The 16,634-nt window shown below is 40.3% G+C and carries 10 protein-coding genes, 1 tRNA gene and 1 riboswitch; of the genes, 6 read left to right on the top strand and 5 right to left on the bottom strand.

Annotated features, from left to right (window positions below; translation table 11 throughout):
• Nucleotides 1-247 precede the first annotated feature (247 nt).
• The gene (locus HMPREF0766_RS04495; protein ID WP_002994092.1) at nt 248-793 is read left to right on the top strand and encodes an ISAon1 family transposase; all 546 of its coding nucleotides are present in this window, start codon (nt 248-250) and stop codon (nt 791-793) included.
• Between the two features lie 253 nt (nt 794-1,046).
• Here HMPREF0766_RS04495 and HMPREF0766_RS04490 read toward each other — a convergent pair.
• The 4 genes from HMPREF0766_RS04490 to HMPREF0766_RS04475 all read right to left on the bottom strand — a co-directional run bounded on the left by HMPREF0766_RS04490 (nt 1,047) and on the right by HMPREF0766_RS04475 (nt 7,234).
• Nucleotides 1,047-1,122, bottom strand: a tRNA-His gene (locus tag HMPREF0766_RS04490).
• A gap of 118 nt (nt 1,123-1,240) precedes the next feature.
• Nucleotides 1,241-3,130 carry a molecular chaperone HtpG gene (htpG, locus tag HMPREF0766_RS04485; RefSeq protein ID WP_002994090.1) on the bottom strand — a complete coding sequence of 630 codons (1,890 nt, stop codon included), beginning with the start codon at nt 3,128-3,130 and terminating at the stop codon, nt 1,241-1,243.
• 120 nt (nt 3,131-3,250) lie between these two features.
• A complete protein-coding gene (locus HMPREF0766_RS04480) occupies nt 3,251-5,044 on the bottom strand; it encodes a glycoside hydrolase family 15 protein (protein ID WP_002994089.1) in 1,794 nt (597 codons plus the stop codon).
• A 3-nt stretch (nt 5,045-5,047) separates the two neighbouring features.
• Nucleotides 5,048-7,234, bottom strand: coding sequence for a bifunctional alpha,alpha-trehalose-phosphate synthase (UDP-forming)/trehalose-phosphatase (locus HMPREF0766_RS04475; protein WP_037459927.1), 2,187 nt, complete (start codon nt 7,232-7,234; stop codon nt 5,048-5,050).
• A 277-nt stretch (nt 7,235-7,511) separates the two neighbouring features.
• Nucleotides 7,512-7,605: riboswitch (SAM-I-IV-variant riboswitch) on the top strand.
• 66 nt (nt 7,606-7,671) lie between these two features.
• Here HMPREF0766_RS04475 and HMPREF0766_RS04470 point away from each other — a divergent pair.
• Nucleotides 7,672-7,938 (top strand): 5-oxoprolinase, encoded by a 267-nt coding sequence (locus HMPREF0766_RS04470; protein WP_115388720.1) that lies wholly within the window; start codon nt 7,672-7,674, stop codon nt 7,936-7,938.
• A 238-nt stretch (nt 7,939-8,176) separates the two neighbouring features.
• On the opposite strand, the gene HMPREF0766_RS04465 is transcribed toward HMPREF0766_RS04470, so the two are convergent.
• Nucleotides 8,177-9,277, bottom strand: coding sequence for a DUF2891 domain-containing protein (locus HMPREF0766_RS04465; protein WP_002994084.1), 1,101 nt, complete (start codon nt 9,275-9,277; stop codon nt 8,177-8,179).
• A gap of 111 nt (nt 9,278-9,388) precedes the next feature.
• On the opposite strand from HMPREF0766_RS04465, the gene HMPREF0766_RS04460 reads away from it, so the two are divergent.
• From HMPREF0766_RS04460 to HMPREF0766_RS04445, 4 genes are all read left to right on the top strand, one after another.
• Nucleotides 9,389-10,378 (top strand): aldo/keto reductase, encoded by a 990-nt coding sequence (locus HMPREF0766_RS04460; RefSeq protein ID WP_002994082.1) that lies wholly within the window; start codon nt 9,389-9,391, stop codon nt 10,376-10,378.
• Between the two features lie 617 nt (nt 10,379-10,995).
• Nucleotides 10,996-11,574: an RNA polymerase sigma factor gene (locus HMPREF0766_RS04455; protein WP_002994080.1), complete on the top strand. Its 579-nt coding sequence runs from the start codon at nt 10,996-10,998 to the stop codon at nt 11,572-11,574.
• A gap of 171 nt (nt 11,575-11,745) precedes the next feature.
• The gene (locus HMPREF0766_RS04450) at nt 11,746-12,849 is read left to right on the top strand and encodes a FecR family protein (RefSeq protein WP_002994079.1); all 1,104 of its coding nucleotides are present in this window, start codon (nt 11,746-11,748) and stop codon (nt 12,847-12,849) included.
• A gap of 143 nt (nt 12,850-12,992) precedes the next feature.
• The gene (locus HMPREF0766_RS04445; protein ID WP_002994078.1) at nt 12,993-16,631 is read left to right on the top strand and encodes a SusC/RagA family TonB-linked outer membrane protein; all 3,639 of its coding nucleotides are present in this window, start codon (nt 12,993-12,995) and stop codon (nt 16,629-16,631) included.
• Nucleotides 16,632-16,634 lie beyond the last annotated feature (3 nt).

The following is a 16,634-nucleotide window of genomic DNA, read 5'->3' as shown; positions in this document are numbered from 1 at the left end:
CTCTCGCCAAATAATTCTCAATTTTTCAAAAAGAAATACAGAACAAATTATGGAACAGTTTTGCTATAGCTCCTTCAGGTTATGAAAACAGTAAACTGGAATCCAAGGGCTTTATGCCTGTTACCCGGATCAAAGACTTCCCCATTCGTGGACAGAAAGTTACCCTTCATATTAAGCGGAGGTTGGATTGTTATACGGGAAGGGGCTCGATTTACTACGGAATTCGGGCTTTTTTTAAAGGGAATATTTGGATAACTATCCTATCAGTGCTCATCTTTTGGGGCTTCTGTTCCAGTTGGATGGCAAACAACTTCAGGAACAGTATAAGAACCACCTTAGCGACTTCCACGATTGGGATCAGAAACATCATGCTGAGTGCTGGATTGTATTTCCTGAAAACATATCTGAGCAACTCAGTATCGATGAGACCAGTTTAAGTAATGGAGAACTCTATACAATCGTAAGCAGTAAAGCCTCAAAAGGAAGAAAGGGGACTTTACTGGCCACCATCAGCGGAACAAAGGCAGAGGATATTATAGCTGTATTGGAGCGTATCCCACTTAGACTAAGAAACAAAGTTAGGGAAGTAACGATGGATTTGGCTCCCAATATGGCCAAGGCTATCCGCAGATGTTTTAAGAATGCCAGAAGGGTTATCGATCGGTTTCATGGGCAGAAACTTGCTTATGATGCTGTTCAGGAACTACGTATCAGATACCGTTGTAAGGTGCTGGATGAAGAAAGTAAGAAGATTACCCGGTCCACTAAAAAGCGGTATTCCTTACGATCCTGAAATACTATCTAATGGTAACACGGTCAAACAGCTGATGACAAGAGAGTCCTTCAATGCTAAACTAAAAACATTCAGAAGTGTCTTTCGGGGTGTGAGAGATACGCAATTCTTTCTATATCGGGTAATGAAATTATATGCTTAATGACCAACCCCCAACTTTTCGGCATGATCCATGATCCTTTAATATTGAAACAGCCCGGAAAAGTAAAAACCGCATATAACAAAAAAGGCAGAGAATTTATCTCTGCCTTTTGGGTGGAATATGGGGCTCGAACCCACGACCTCCTGAACCACAATCAGGCGCTCTAACCAACTGAGCTAAAACCACCGTCTGATTTGATGTCACAAAAGTAGAATAAATAGCGATACTCTCCAAATGTTTTGACAAAAAAAATCCTCATTATTTTCTATCATAATGAGGATTAAGCAATTATTTTTAAATAAACATTATATCAATTCTACGCTTCTTTTGACAAAGGCAGTCAGATCCGCTCCTGTCAGCAATCCTCTTGACAATAATGCCAGATCAAAGGCCTGTTTAGCCAGTTGTTCAGCTTCTGCTTCAGGAGATGTAAGGATACGTTTGATCAGAGGATGATTGCCATTTACTGTTACTTTATAGTTATCCGGCAGTGTACCATAGAAGCCCATACCTCCACCTGTCTTTGCCATATCTTTCATACGGCGCATAAATTCATCCAGTGTGACAGATACAGGAGCTTCATCAGCAGACATAGCTTCCACTTCAACTTTCATATCCTGACGGCTGATCGCTTTTTCAAATACACCTGTAGCCTGTTTAGCTTCTTCTTCAGACAGTGTCAATTCCTGCTTTTCATCTTTCTGGATCAGTTTGTCAATTACATCTGCATCTACACGCTTCAATTGTACTTTTTCACCGCCTTTTTGCTCCAGATAAGAAACAAAGTGCGTGTCCAGCGGGCCATCCATCACAAGGACATCATAGCCTTTTTGTTTTGCAGCAGCGATAAAGCTATCTTGCTGAGCTTTATCATGCGTATAGAGATAGACGATGTTACCATCTTTATCTACTTGTATATCTTTTACTTTTTCGTAATATTCCTTGATGGTAAAGTGATCGTTATCTGTATTTTTCAACAAGCAGAAATCGGCAGCTTTTTCCGCAAATTTCTCATCACTCAACATACCATATTTGATAAACAGACCGATATCGTTCCACTTTTCTTCAAAACCTTTACGGTCTGATTTGAATATTTCCTGCAGCTTATCCGCAACCTTTTTTGTAATGTAATTATTAATTTTCTTCACATTACCATCAGCCTGCAGGAAAGAACGTGATACGTTCAACGGAATATCAGGAGAGTCAATCACACCATGCAGTAACATCAAAAATTCAGGTACAATATCTTTTACCTCGTCTGTAATAAATACCTGACGCGAATACAATTTGATTTTGTTACGCTGAATCTCCAGTTCATTTTTGATTTTAGGGAAATACAAGATACCCGTCAGATTGAACGGATAATCTACGTTCAGATGAATCCAGAATAAGGGTTCATCCATAGAATACGGATACAATTCACGGTAAAAAGCCAGATAATCTTCATCTTTTAATTCCGAAGGTGCTTTTGTCCATGCCGGGTGTGTATTATTGATGATATTGTCAACCTCTACAGATTTGTATTTTGGTTTACCTTCTTCATCCTCTCCGTCAGCTTCAGAAGAAGTTTTCGTACCGAAACGGATAGGAACCGGTAAGAAACGGCAATATTTATCCAATATCTCCTGCAGACGAGCCTTGTTCAAAAACTCTGCAGATTCATCATTAACATGCAGGATAATATCTGTTCCTCTTTCTGTGCGTGTACCCTCAGAGATTTCATACGAAGTACTTCCGTCGCATACCCATTTAGCCGGCTCAGCACCATCCTGATACGACAGCGTCTGTATTTCTACAGTATCTGCCACCATAAATGCAGAATAAAATCCTAATCCAAAGCGTCCAATGATTTCGTTAGCATCATTAGCTTCTTTGAATTTTTCCATAAATTCAGTTGCTCCTGAAAAAGCAATCTGGTTAATGTATTTCTTTACTTCCTCGGCAGTCATCCCGATACCTTTATCGGAGATCGTGATAGTCTTTGCAGTCTCATCAAATTTGACATCGACCGTCAGATCACCGATCTCACCCTGATACTGTCCAAGGGAAGCTAATCTTTTGATCTTTTGTGATGCGTCTACGGCATTGGATACCAATTCACGCAAAAAGATCTCATTATCTGAATATAAAAACTTCTTAATGACAGGGAAAATATTTTCCGTGTGTATTGAAATGCTTCCTTTTTCTGTATTCATATATACTTATTTTTATTTTATCAATTTACAGGAAAGCAACATCAAGGAATATTCCAAAAGCAGTTTTTTTTCTCCTATAAGACATGTTGACAGTCTCAAATGACAAAATATCCAGAAATACTATTTTAGGAATAACGGCTCATCGAGTTTGATGGCTATACGATATGCAGCGTTCATTAATCCTACATGACTGTAAGCTTGCGGAAAGTTGCCCCACTGGCTCCCGTCCTCTTCATCAATATCCTCACTGAACAGCATCAAATGATTACCATATTTCATCAGATTCTCAAAAATTTCCTGAGCTTCCTCAATACGTCCCACACAGGCCAGTGCTTCCACATACCAGAAGGCACAGATCAGAAATGTAGATTTAGGCTTTCCAAAATCATCCTTATGCAGATAGCGATAAAATAACCCTTCTTCCGTTTTCAGTTCCTTTTCCAGTCCTTCCAAATGTTTTTTGGCACGTTCACTGTCCGGATGCAGATAATGCATCATAATAAGCTGCAATGTGCTGGCATCGAGATTTGAACTTCCTCTTGCGCTCGTATATACCATGCGTTCCTCATCATAACAGCTTTCAATATATTCTGCAGCTTTTGCCATCATTTTTTGTGCACGCGCCATAATATCCTGATCACCGATCTGTCTGGCAATCTTCAATGCCGCTGCACTGCCGGCCCACTGAAAAAGGTTACTGTAACAGTGATGATTCTCAAAATTGCGAAACTCCCATATTCCGGCATCTTTTTCATCAATGGTCCTTTCGATACGTTGCAGAAAGTAATCCAGCCAATACCCTACCCCTGCCCGCTCCTTATATGTAAACCGATGATCGGTAAATAAGGGAAGCAAAGCAATAATCGCCTGGCCGTACACATCATTCTGAATATGTTCATAGGCCTGATTCCCGATGCGTACAGGTTGATTACCCTGATATCCGGTTAAATAGTCAAGCGTATGTTCTGTCAGAGTATGCTGTCCTAAAATACCATAAAGCGGCTGCAGTCGCCCCTGATCAGACTGTGTGATGCCTGTGATATAGGAAGCATATTTTTCCATTTCTTCAAAATGCCCGATATATTCCAGCGCATTCAGTACATAATAACTATCCCGCAACCAGCAATATCTGTAGTCCCAATTGCGTCCGCTACCCGGATGCTCAGGCAGACTGGTTGTGCTTGACGCAATAATAGCACCCGTATCTTCATACTGGTGTATTTTCAGTGCCAAAGCAGAGCGTATCACTTCTTTCTGGTAGAAATGAGGAATAGAAGCCTTCTTAATCCAATTGCGCCAGTAGCGCTTCGTATTATGAAAGAAATCTTCAGAAGTCTTTATCAACGGTGCTTCCAGAGAACTTCCATATGTGAGCACCAGATACTTTGTTTCATTGAGTGGCAATGGCAGATCCGAAAAAAAATGACTGATCGGTACATTCGTAGTCAGCCTTATTTTTTCCTGATCGTTGGTAAATTCGACATGATTGCTTCCTCTGTGGCGCTCAAACATCCCTTTACCATAGTCATATACCGGCTGACAGTTGATACGCACCCGTGGACGACCAGATATCACTTCCACCTTCCGAATCAGCATCAACGGTTTGTAATATCTGTTATATTGTTCAAAGCGGGGAGCAAAATCCGTAACCTGATAGGTACCTTCCTCTGTGGTAATGATGGTCTGTAAAATATTAGTGTTCTCTATATAAGTCTGTACACTTTCAAAAGATCCTGTGGCGGGTGTAATCGAAAACTCCCCTCCTTTTTCCCGATCAAGTAATCTTCCGAAGACAAATGAATTTTCAAAAGAAGGCCAACATAGCCAGTCTATATTGGTATCCTTATTAATATGTGCAATAAAAGCACAGTTACCTATAATTCCTGTATTGTAAACATGTCTGTTCTGATTCATTCTTTATATATTTTTGCAGTTCATGATATCATTCAGCAAGGGTAATACCTCCGGCTGTCCCTCAATATAATAACGCGCGGCTGATGCTTTATTGCCTACCTTGATCGTAAAGGTGTCTTCCGGGAGTGCATCAAACATATCTTCATCGGTCATATCATCACCGATAGCCAATACAAATCCGGGTTCAAAATCCTTATAGATCTCCAATGCTACCCGTCCCTTATTAACCTCCGGATTCTTCACCTCGATCACATCATCCCCATCCAATAACTGCACTCCGTAATTAGGGACAATATACCGCAGTCTGTCCATCAGTTCCTGTGCACGCAGGCGCCCGAGTCCCTTCTGCACCTTCCGGTAATGCCAGGCCAGAGAGTAATTCTTTTCTTCCACAAATGCACCTGGTGTACGATCGGCATATTTAACCATTGTTCTCTTTATAATATCTTTCCAGACAGTAGACAGACCTTTCTTAGCCTTCCATTTCCCGTCCGGATAATTAGACCAGGCTCCGTGTTCGCCCACCAGAATCATATCCCTGTCCAGAAACCATGTTTGCAAAGTCTGATGTTTACGACCGCTGATAATAACGACCAGATTTTTCGGGTCTTCACGAATCTGTTCCAGAATCTGATAAAGTTCACGTGTAGGAGTCGCCTTTTCAGCTTCTTTATTAAACCCTACCAACGTACCGTCATAGTCTAATAAAATAAGGCGTTTATCTGCACTCCGATAGCGCTTACACATCTGTTCCTTGATTCTGTCACCTACTTTTCGGGACAATTCCTTATCCTGCAAATCTTTGATCTCCCGAAGTCTCTCCAGAAACTGATTCACCCAATGATGAATATTAAACTTACGAACATTTTCCAGCATAGCTTCCATTCGCTCAGATTGTTCTTCTTCTGTCATTTCCAATGCCTGCATCAGACTTTGAGCGACACTATAGGCGTCATTCGGATTCACAATCAGGGCATCCGGAAGTTCCTGTGCAGCGCCTGCCATCTCGCTCAATACCAATACCCCATGTTGCTCCGGATGACTGGCAATATATTCCTTACAGACCAGATTCATACCGTCCCGTATAGGAGTCACCAGACATACATCAGCAGAAACATACAATGCAGATAACTCTTCAATAGGATAAGAATTATAAAAATATGTAATAGGAATCCAGTCCTCTGTACCGTATGTAGCATTCACTCTTCCTACAGAGCGGTCCACTTCATCCTTTAGCATCTTATACTGAGGCACCTGATCTCTGGAAGGAACGACCAGCATGTAATATACTACCTCTTTCATGTACGCCGGATATTCCTTCAGCAGGTTTTCAAAGGCGTGAATACGTTCCAATATTCCTTTACTATAATCCAGACGGTCTACGGACAGAATAATTTTGCGATGCCGGAAATTATCTCTGATCGTCTCTGCCCGCTCCCGTATACTACTTTCTTTGGCCAGCTTTTCAAACTTACTGTTATCTATACCCATAGGATAAGCCTCTACAAATACAGTTCTTCCACCGTGTTGTAAACTGTTGTTCTTATTTTTAGTGCCAAGAATATGCGAACAGGCATCAATAAAATATTGCGAATCATTAAACGTATGAAATCCGATCAGATCTGCTCCCAGTAAACCATTCAGCAATTCATTTCGCCAGGGGATCAGACGAAACAACTCGTGCGAGGGAAAAGGAATATGTTGAAAATAGGCAATAGAAATTTCGTTTTTAAAAGCCCTTATCTGGCTTGGAAGCAACATCAGCTGATAATCATGTATCCAGATCTCATCATTTTCCTGCATGTAACTTTTGATAATATCTGAAAATTTGAGATTGACATTCAGATAAGTTTGCCAGTTGGCTTCATCATATACTGCGTAACTGGGGCGGTAATGACAAATCGGCCATAAAACTTCATTTGAAAAACCTTCATAAAAGCCTTCCAGTTCCTCCTGATCAAGAAATACAGGAACAAGGTTCAATGTCTCTAATTTTGCTCTGATCTCCTTTTCCTCGGTTTCATTTTCAGGAATGATACCTGGCCAGCCTATCCAGATATTTCCTCCGGTATTGTAGATAGATCCTAAGCCTGTGGCCAATCCTCCTTCGCTGGGCATGAAATTAAGTCCCTGATTGGTACGTTCTATTTTTATAGGAAGTCTGTTAGAAACTATGATAGTTTTACTCATTTTATTTTTTATTTTTTTGAAGCCCAAATACGATTTTGAGCAAATACATAGGTGAGAAGTTTAGGCATATGCCAGATATTCAATAAACAACAAATCCACGTTTTTGTTTAAAATAATTGATTTTTTTATATCAAAAAGGCATTTTTTGATATCGGATATACACCTTTCTACCCGATTCTGTCCGACCTGCTCTTTTGTCGAAAAGCAGATTAACAAACAGGTCCGAAAATATTAATGAATAAAAATTTGGATTATTAAAATAAAGTCTATAATTTTGGTAGAGTATTCAGAATTGTTCGAAACAATACCAACCGAGTGGAGTCACCACGGTGGTAAAATAATACGGGTGTCTGCCAAAATAAACGTCAATCACGACTTATTTTAAACCCAGGTTCTGAATACGATTTATGGTTAAACGTTTTTTAATTTTAAATGGTATGTCAACACCGATTCAACTTTATCAGGATTTTTTGGAAATCTTTCAAAAGTACAGCGTTCAGGAATTAATAGAAGTCAATAATCAGGATTTACAGGAACATGGCCGACCGGGTTCCAGAGGTGCTTTCCGTACGGCCTTATTACATGCATTTTCGCTAAGAGGATTGGATCTCTCCAGAATAGTCTCCAAAGAGGATGGATTTACCTCTATCACTATTTCAGCACTCCGTCTGGAAAATAATGTACTGATACCTATTAATAAATAGAGTATACCGACTGCATCTGTAAGTCATACCAATGTTGAGCAAAGCAAAAGATCAGTAATGTTAGGGTATACTTCAGGCATATTGGTAGTTACATTAGAGACGAAAGAAGTCAAATTCTATGAAACAGATGCGTGGACATGTAGCAAATGCTGTCATGCTCACACATATTGCGTACAGATACAGCTGCTTTCCGCGCTTTTATAGTTAAATACAAAATCGGGACTTCCCTATCTCTTCCCTAATCCTGATGTGCTATAGCATAGAGCGCGAATGTGCCTAACCAGTGACTGCCCATATAATCATCATTTGAAATATTAGGCAGCGAGAAAGCCAGGTGCTCATGCCCTACCCTTTTGAGATGATGCAGCTCAGGCAATGCCTTTGCAATACCATTAAGACAATTAGCACGGCTGAAATTCAGACCATCCAGATGAACCAGTTTGCCGTCTGTGCGATCTTTCACGACCGCCGGTTTTAGTGAGAAGTCTGCTTCAAACAATTGTGGCATAAAAGACTTTAACCAGGTTTTATACGCTGCCTGCGGCAATATTTTACTCATGACAAACGCCTCTTCCAGACAGGGAGACAGAAAATCAGATCCGCTTGGTTCATAGGCCAGATCACAATTCTTGTCCTGAGTATATAAGCGCTTCGCATGCCCGGCTAATACATTTTCAAATTCTTTATTACCAACAGCTCTCGCATAATCCAGTGAAAGCGAAAAACCAAATGCAGAATTATCGTGTTGCCCCGACCGTATAGGGTAGACTAATTTAGGTAGATAAGCTGTATATCGATCTACCAGTATATCCACTAACGGTTGCAGGTTCTTTGCCCACTGCAGGGCATCCTTATCGTTCCAGCTCAACAGTTCTTCCTGCAGTTTGAATAACCAGGCCCAGCCATATGTACGCTCAAAGCCAAGGTTATTTTTATCCTGAAAAAAAGCCAGTTCTACCTGTACATTTTCAGGAGTAATATGTTGATTCAGCAACTGACGAATATGACCATCTTTATCCAGATCAGGATATATTTTCAAGATTTTGATAATAGACCAATACCCATGCACAGAAGAATGCCAGTCAAAACAGCCATAGAAGACAGGTCTCAATTGTTTGGGTGTTTTGAGGTCCTGTGCACTACCGATCACCTGTCCGAGTTTATTCGGATATTCTGTAGTGAGACAATGGAGAGGAAGGTCCAGAATACGTCTGGCCTGCTGCGCATCCAGCTGAATGCTCCTTACAGAATCCTGGGCAGGATCATTCTTCTTTTCAGTTGATTGACAGGAAAATAGTACAAACAAAACAGGAAGAATCAAAATAATTCGGTTCATCATTTCAAAATCATAGTTTGGCTAAATATAGTCAAATTAAGCTCATAATAACAAGACTCACTTTTAATTTGAGAAAAGGACTGTTACTTTTAGGGAAAGTAAAAAACGAACGCTATGAAATATCGGAAAATCGGAAAAAGCGATCTTCAACTATCGATTATTACTTTTGGCGCATGGGCTGCCGGAGGATGGATGTGGGGAAGTACAGATCGTAATGAGGCTATAAAAGCGATACAAGCTGGCTTGGAAGAAGGAATGACCTCTATAGATACTGCGCCTATCTATGGGCAGGGCACAAGTGAAGAGATTGTTGGTGAAGCTATTAAGGGATTGTCGCGCGACAAGATTCAGATTCTGACTAAGTTCGGCATGCGCTGGGATACGGATCAGGGTGATCTTGTAGGTCCCAGTAAAAACAATCAGGGACAGGATATTACAATCTATAAATACGCAGCTAAGGACAGCGTAATATACGAATGTGAGCAGTCACTAAAGAGACTGGGAACAGATTATATTGATCTTTACCAGATTCACTGGAATGACAAGACCACAGCAATTGAAGAAACTTTTGAGGCCGTAGCCCGACTTATAGAACAAGGTAAAATACGATATGCAGGAGTATGTAATTATGATAAAGAGCAGATAGCAAGAGCTGCTTCTGTATGTCCCGTTATATCCAATCAGATTCCTTACTCTATGGTCAACAGAGGTATAGAAAAAGAAACTGTGCCTTACTGTATCGCTAACGATATCGGAATACTTGCCTACAGTCCGATGGAAAGAGGACTCCTTACCGGAAAAATGAAACCCGGACAACAATTCGGAGCAGGAGACCACCGTGCTAATCTTCCATCTTTTACAGATGACAGTATTGCCAGAACAAATGCATTTCTGAAAACAATAGAACCTATTGCAGATAAATACGATGTGACCCTCGGACAACTGGTATTAGGCTGGACAGTAGCCCAGCCCGGAATCACTATCGCACTGGCAGGCGCGCGTAATGCATCACAGACTATAAGCAATGCAAGAGCAGGTGATTTGGAAATCGAACAGCAAGATATTGATACGATTACGAAAGAACTTCATACTATGCTTCCATAACCTGCGTACAGGGAGCATAAAAAAAAATCCAGACAACATGTATACCGTCTGGATTTTTTTATTTGATATCCGTCGGTTTTAAGAATATGGCGGTAATTTAACCCGACAAGTCCATTAGAACTATGAATCAGTCACAATGAATGGCTGTTTGGTATTATCGGTTGGATTCTACACAGATCTGGAATAATCACATTCGTCGTTTCATCTGTGACGGCATTTTTACAACTCTATCTCTCTTTTTTTAAGATTTAACTGCCAATGCTCAGCGTACTGTCAGAGCTGGTCTATGTTGACAGGTTAGTAGTTTGGGACATGGAGTAAGGAAAAAAGAAAAAGCTATAATATCCAAAAGACCAAAGCGGTCATAGCAGTAGAAATACACAACAATCTCATGTAAAGCGTGTTAAAGTACATTAGTCAATAAGCCTAATTTCTTATCAGATTATTTAATAAGCCAAATGATCTTAAAGATGAAATAACAAGTATTTTCGAAATTATATTGCGAAAGTTTAATAAATTTCCACTATTATTGATTTCTTTTATATAATTTTAACCTACACTAACTTCAAACTTGCTATAACACCAAAGATTTTGATTATCATAAATTAAAGTTTTAAATGTTTACATACACCTGCCTTTCTGATCAAGAACTTGTTGCTTTATTGAAACAAGGTAATCGTACTGCTTTCGCTCAAATTTACGATCGGTACAAGCAGCTGCTCTATGTACATGCCCTTAAAAAGCTCAGAAGCGAAGCGGAGGCGGAAGATATTATACATGATCTTTTTGCCACGCTTTGGAACAATCGCGAAACCTTCGAGCTCAAAAGCAACCTTATGGGCTACTTATACACTGCCGTACGTAATCGTATTTTTAAATTGCTGGCTCATAAAGATATTGAATCGGCTTATATTGCTTCGTTTCATGAAGTTGCAGAACAAGCAGGCAATATGGCAGACCATCGTGTCAGGGAAAACCAGATGATGGAGATGATAGAAGCAGAGATCGCGGCACTCCCGGCGAAAATGCGTGAAATTTTCGAACTTAGCCGTAAACAGCATCTATCCCACAAGGAAATAGCCGGGCAATTGCACATTTCAGAACAAACAGTGTCAAAACAAGTTAGTAATGCCTTAAAAATCTTAAGAAACAAACTTGGACTCATTGCCTATCTGATGTTGTTAATGCGGTATTAATACTACCGATTATTTCATAGTTGAAATTAAACTCCCCTTTCCTACCCACTACAATTCCTCAATTAAAGTTACTATAAGGGCTTTTTATGTTGTTGTGAATATTTTTTTTCAATCCACCTACCTGCAGACTTTTAGTTAAGGGTCTATAGCATAAATAACCCTAGTTAAGAAATGGACAAATATCAGGTAAAAGCACTGCTCGAAAAATTTGATAAGGGAAATTGTACAGCAGAAGAACTGGCCTTATTGGAAGAATGGTATCTTAATTGGCGCCAGACTCCTGTACATTTAACACAAGAGCAAATAGATGAGAGCTTAGATAGGATCTGGAACAGGCTACAGCATGCCAGAAAAAAGCCTGTTAAGCTGTACAACCTACGTTTTGTAATCCGATCCATTGCTGCCATTTTAGTACTGGCCATTGGGATTAGCCTCTATTTTTACAGGTATCAATCAGTGAATAAGCACGTCACAGAAGAAACAGTTAACGATATAGAGCCTGGTTCTAATAAAGCCTGGATTGTGCTGGCAGATGGCCGCAAAATAGATTTAAGTAAGGATAAAACAGGGGTGAAAGTGCTTAAAGGCCAATTGACTTACAATGATGGTTCCAAACTGCTTGATGAACCCGAGTTAATCAACCAGCCTGTTACTTTACAAACCCCACGTGGGGGAACTTATCAGGTACAATTGCCGGATGGTACGGAGGTTTGGCTCAATGCCGCTACCAAGTTAATCTATTATCCGGTACTGAGTAATAAGGGCAAACGAATAGTTGACCTAGAGGGAGAAGCATATTTTGAAGTGGCAAAGGATAAGGCTCATCCCTTTATTGTACAAAGTAAAGCGCAGGTAGTAGAAGTGTTGGGTACTCATTTTAACATTAGTAGTTACCCTGATGATATGCTTTCAAAAACCACCTTGCTGGAAGGAAGGATAAAAATTAATCACAACATGTTGCTTCCCGGACAGCAAGCCATCCTAAAAGATAAAAACTTAAGTATACACCATGCTGATACAGAACATACGATGGCCTGGAAAAATGGCGACTTTGTTTTTAAAGGGGAAAACTTCAAGGAAATGATGCAAAAAATTGCCAGATGGTATGATGTACAAATTGAATACAGCGAAAACGCAGCAACAGATCAGGTTGAATTAGCTGGCTGGATTTCCAGAAAAAGTAAACTTTCGGAGGTCCTTAATCGTATACAACGCGCAGGAAAAATACACTTTAAAATAGAAGGGAGGAAAATTATAGTAGAAAAACAGACCTGATAAAAGCCCTTGGAAAAATTAATCAGAAGTGCCGAAACACCTCTGATTTTGAGTTTGGCTTAGCTCATTATATAATCAACTTAAAATGCAAGGTGTAAATCTTCAAACCCTGTAACACCATGCACTAACCAAAAACTAAACAAATGTATAAAATTTATAGACATAAATTAGCCGTTATGCGGCTAACCGTTGCTCTGCTTTTAATAACATTTATGCAGCTAAGTGCCTTTACCTATGGGCAGCGCATTAACCTGAATGAGCAAAAATCAAGCATTGAAAACATCCTGAAAAAAATAAGGCGGCAAACCGGTTACGATTTTTTATTCCATAATTCGCTTAACAAAAGTGTTGGTCTTATAGACCTTAAATTAAAAAACGCGAGCCTCGAAGAAGCCCTTAAAAGCCTTTGTGAACTAGCCAACCTTACCTATTCCATCGATGGGAAAATAGTGGTGATAGAGGCTGCCAGGAAAACCTCTGCTCATTTGACCACTCAGGAAACAGAAGTGAAAGGACGGGTGGTAGATGAAAATGGAAAACCATTGGAGGGTGCTTCTGTTGCCATTGTTGTAGAGGAATATACAGAAGACAAAAAGACAACCAACTTTGAGATAACCACCAAGGGTACAAAAGTAGCTGCTCAAACAGACGCAAATGGAAAGTTTGTGCTTAAAAATGTAAATCAAAAAGCAATCTTGTACATTTCGTACATAGGTTATGAAACTTTTAGTGCTACAGCAGCCGCAAATATGGGTACCATTACCTTGCACCCTGCTAAAAACCAAATACAAGAAGTGGTGGTGAATACCGGTTACCAAAAAATTGCCAAATCTTTAAGTCCTGGGTCAAGTATCAATCCAGATATGAAGATCATAGCTGAAAGAAGTTTTTCTATGAATGTGCTACAGCGATTAGACGGTCTGGTACCCGGTCTGGTCGTTAACAATTCGCCCAGTGCCAGTAACAACCCGTTTCTAATAAGAGGAGTCACTACCATCAATGCCAATAGAAACCCATTGGTGGTAGTAGATGGTATTGCCATGGATATGGCCAATATTAACTCCGTAAACCCACAGGATATTGATGATATTACGGTACTGAAAGATGCCAATTCTACAGCCATTTGGGGAGCCAGAGCATCCAATGGTGTTATTGTAATCACTACTAAACGGGGGAAAACCGGAAGTATTAAAATCAGTTACGATGGTTTTGTAAATTTTCAGGGCAAGCCTGATTATAAATATTTCCCCGTATTGAACAGTGCACAGTACATTCAGGCTTCAAGAGAAACTTTTGATCCCGTTTACTGGCCTTATAGTATAGCAACTAACTATAACCCTTATATGGGTACTTTTTCTGGTATCTCGCCGGACCGGCAGATTATGTATGATATGGAACGGGGGGTGTTAACCCAGGCTCAGGGAAATGCTAAACTGGATAGTCTGTCGCGTATAAGCAATTTAGACCAAATGGGTGATATTTTTTATCGTAATGCCATGCTTACCAATCATACCATTTCGATTAGCGGCGGAGGCGACAAACATAATTTTTATAACTCTGCTGCTTATACCAATAACCGTAGTTCAACACCCGGAAGTAAAGACCAGACTTTTAAATTTAATACCCGTCAGGATTTCTCATTTACCAAACGTATACGTCTTTACGTCATCGCCGACCTCAGTTATCAAACCGCTTCATCGACAAATTGGGTGTCACCCGATAATCGCTTTGTTCCATACCAATTGTTTAAAAACTCCGCTGGTAACCCGATTGATATGTCTTATCTAGGCTTGTTAAGTGAAGAACAACGGCCCACCATAGAAAATAAGGGAAAAATAGGACTTAACTACAACCCCATCGATGACGCGAATACCGGTTTCAGAAATCGTAAAAATTTTACCGGTCGCTTTAATTCCGGCCTTACTGTTGATATTGTAAAAGGATTACGTTTTGAAGGAGTTTATGGCTACGTGCATGGTAGTAATCGAATGCAGCAATATTACGATAGGACCAATTACAACCAAAGAATCAATATTCTCAATTTTGCGGTAGCCAATAGTAATGGTACCGTCACGTATAACCTGCCTAATGCAGGCGGGCAGTACAGCGTAAGCAACGCCACCCAGCAAAACTGGGTGTTTAGAAACCAGCTGGACTATACTGCCGATTGGAAAAATAAACAACATCAACTCTCCGCACTTATCGGACAGGAAGTACAGGAGCAAAGAACGATCAGCAACAGCAGCACTGTATATGGTTATAATATTGATCTGCAATCGTATGCTATGCTCGATTACCTTAGCCTGGTTAACCCTGGTATCAGAAATCCAATACTAGCCCAGGTGAACAACCCTAGCCGTTCTGTTTTAGAAGCCAATTCATTTTTTGGAGAGATCGAGTCGGTCCCGAGAAACAGATTTATTTCTTATTACGCCAACGCAAACTACGCCTTTGATAGAAAATATAGCTTAAGCGCAAGCTGGAGAAATGACAGGAGCAATTTATTTGGCCTTAATAAAGCGGCACAACGTAAGCCGGTATGGAGCGTAGGGCTAAGATGGAATATGCATCATGAGCGCTGGATGCAGAATGTGCAGCAAACCATTAGCCAATTGGCTTTGCGAGCCACTTATGGCATTACTGGCAATCCACCAATGCCGGGTTACGCCACTTCCAAAGACATATTGTCTCCAGTAACAACTTCAGCTTCACCTGATGGTCAGGCACTTATCATAACCAGCTATGCCAATCCTTACCTGACCTGGGAAAGCACCAAAACCTACAATGCGGGATTGGATTTTGGATTGCTCAAAAACCGCATAAGTGGTGCATTAGATATTTACTACAAAAATACCAGCAATCTTTTAGGGAATTTACCGATCAATCCACTGGCGGGATCAGGCTATATTAGCGGGAATATAGGTAGTTTGTCCAATAAGGGGATAGAGTTGTTGTTGAACTCAAAAAACATTGTTAAAAGTGACTTTGCATGGAACAGCTTATTTACACTTTCCTATAACCAAAATAAGATTACTAATCTGGGGATGCTTCAAAATCCTATTGTTACAGCGCAAAATCAGGTGGCAAATGATTTTACTGCCGGTTACCCTGCGTTTGCAATTTTTGCCTATAACTATGGGGGGCTGGATAAAGAAGGTAACCCCTTGTTGCGAAAAGCGGATGGCAGCCTGACCAAAGACCAATTCAATACCCAGCCGTCAGATGCACTTTTTATGGGTCCTTATCAGCCCAAGTGGAGCGGTGGTTTAGCTAATCAATTTATTTATAAGGATTTTTCTTTTAACGTAAATATGGTCTTCAATCTGGGTAGTGTAATGTTCAGGAATGTAAACCAAACGTACACGGGAGGCTATTTAGTAAGAGGGCGAGAATTTACAAAAGGAAACCTGCATGCCGATTTTGCAAACAGGTGGAAGCAACCGGGTGATGAGGCTAAAACAGACATTCCGGCATTTATTGCAAACCCTAAAGAAAGCGGGAGGGGAAGATTTACTGATTATTATGTCCGGGGAAGCACCAATGTAGTTAGTGCCGACTTTGCCAAAATACGGGAGATGTCGCTGTCATATCAGATACCAAAGAAACTGCTTGGAAAAATTAAGGCTGAAGGTCTGTCATTCAGGCTCCAGATATCCAACCTGATGTTGTGGAAAAACAACAATTATGGTATTGATCCGGAATTCCAACATGCCCGTTTCGATACCGGAACAATACCGGTAAACCAAAATACCATTACACTTGGTGCTCGTTTAACCCTTTAAAAC

It is taken from the genome of Sphingobacterium spiritivorum ATCC 33861 (assembly GCF_000143765.1).
Lineage (GTDB): Bacteria > Bacteroidota > Bacteroidia > Sphingobacteriales > Sphingobacteriaceae > Sphingobacterium > Sphingobacterium spiritivorum.
Note: the sequence above shows the minus strand (reverse complement) of the source record. Positions and strands in the feature narration are given on the sequence as shown.

Excerpts from the sequence above, each read along its gene's own strand:
- htpG (WP_002994090.1), bottom strand. The coding sequence starts at position 3,130 with ATGAATACAGAAAAAGGAAGCATTTCAATACACACGGAAAATATTTTC.
- HMPREF0766_RS04480 (WP_002994089.1), bottom strand. The coding sequence starts at position 5,044 with ATGAATCAGAACAGACATGTTTACAATACAGGAATTATAGGTAACTGT.
- HMPREF0766_RS04475 (WP_037459927.1), bottom strand. The coding sequence starts at position 7,234 with ATGAGTAAAACTATCATAGTTTCTAACAGACTTCCTATAAAAATAGAA.
- HMPREF0766_RS04470 (WP_115388720.1), top strand. The coding sequence starts at position 7,672 with ATGTCAACACCGATTCAACTTTATCAGGATTTTTTGGAAATCTTTCAA.
- HMPREF0766_RS04465 (WP_002994084.1), bottom strand. The coding sequence starts at position 9,277 with ATGATGAACCGAATTATTTTGATTCTTCCTGTTTTGTTTGTACTATTT.
- HMPREF0766_RS04460 (WP_002994082.1), top strand. The coding sequence starts at position 9,389 with ATGAAATATCGGAAAATCGGAAAAAGCGATCTTCAACTATCGATTATT.
- HMPREF0766_RS04455 (WP_002994080.1), top strand. The coding sequence starts at position 10,996 with ATGTTTACATACACCTGCCTTTCTGATCAAGAACTTGTTGCTTTATTG.
- HMPREF0766_RS04450 (WP_002994079.1), top strand. The coding sequence starts at position 11,746 with ATGGACAAATATCAGGTAAAAGCACTGCTCGAAAAATTTGATAAGGGA.
- HMPREF0766_RS04445 (WP_002994078.1), top strand. The coding sequence starts at position 12,993 with ATGTATAAAATTTATAGACATAAATTAGCCGTTATGCGGCTAACCGTT.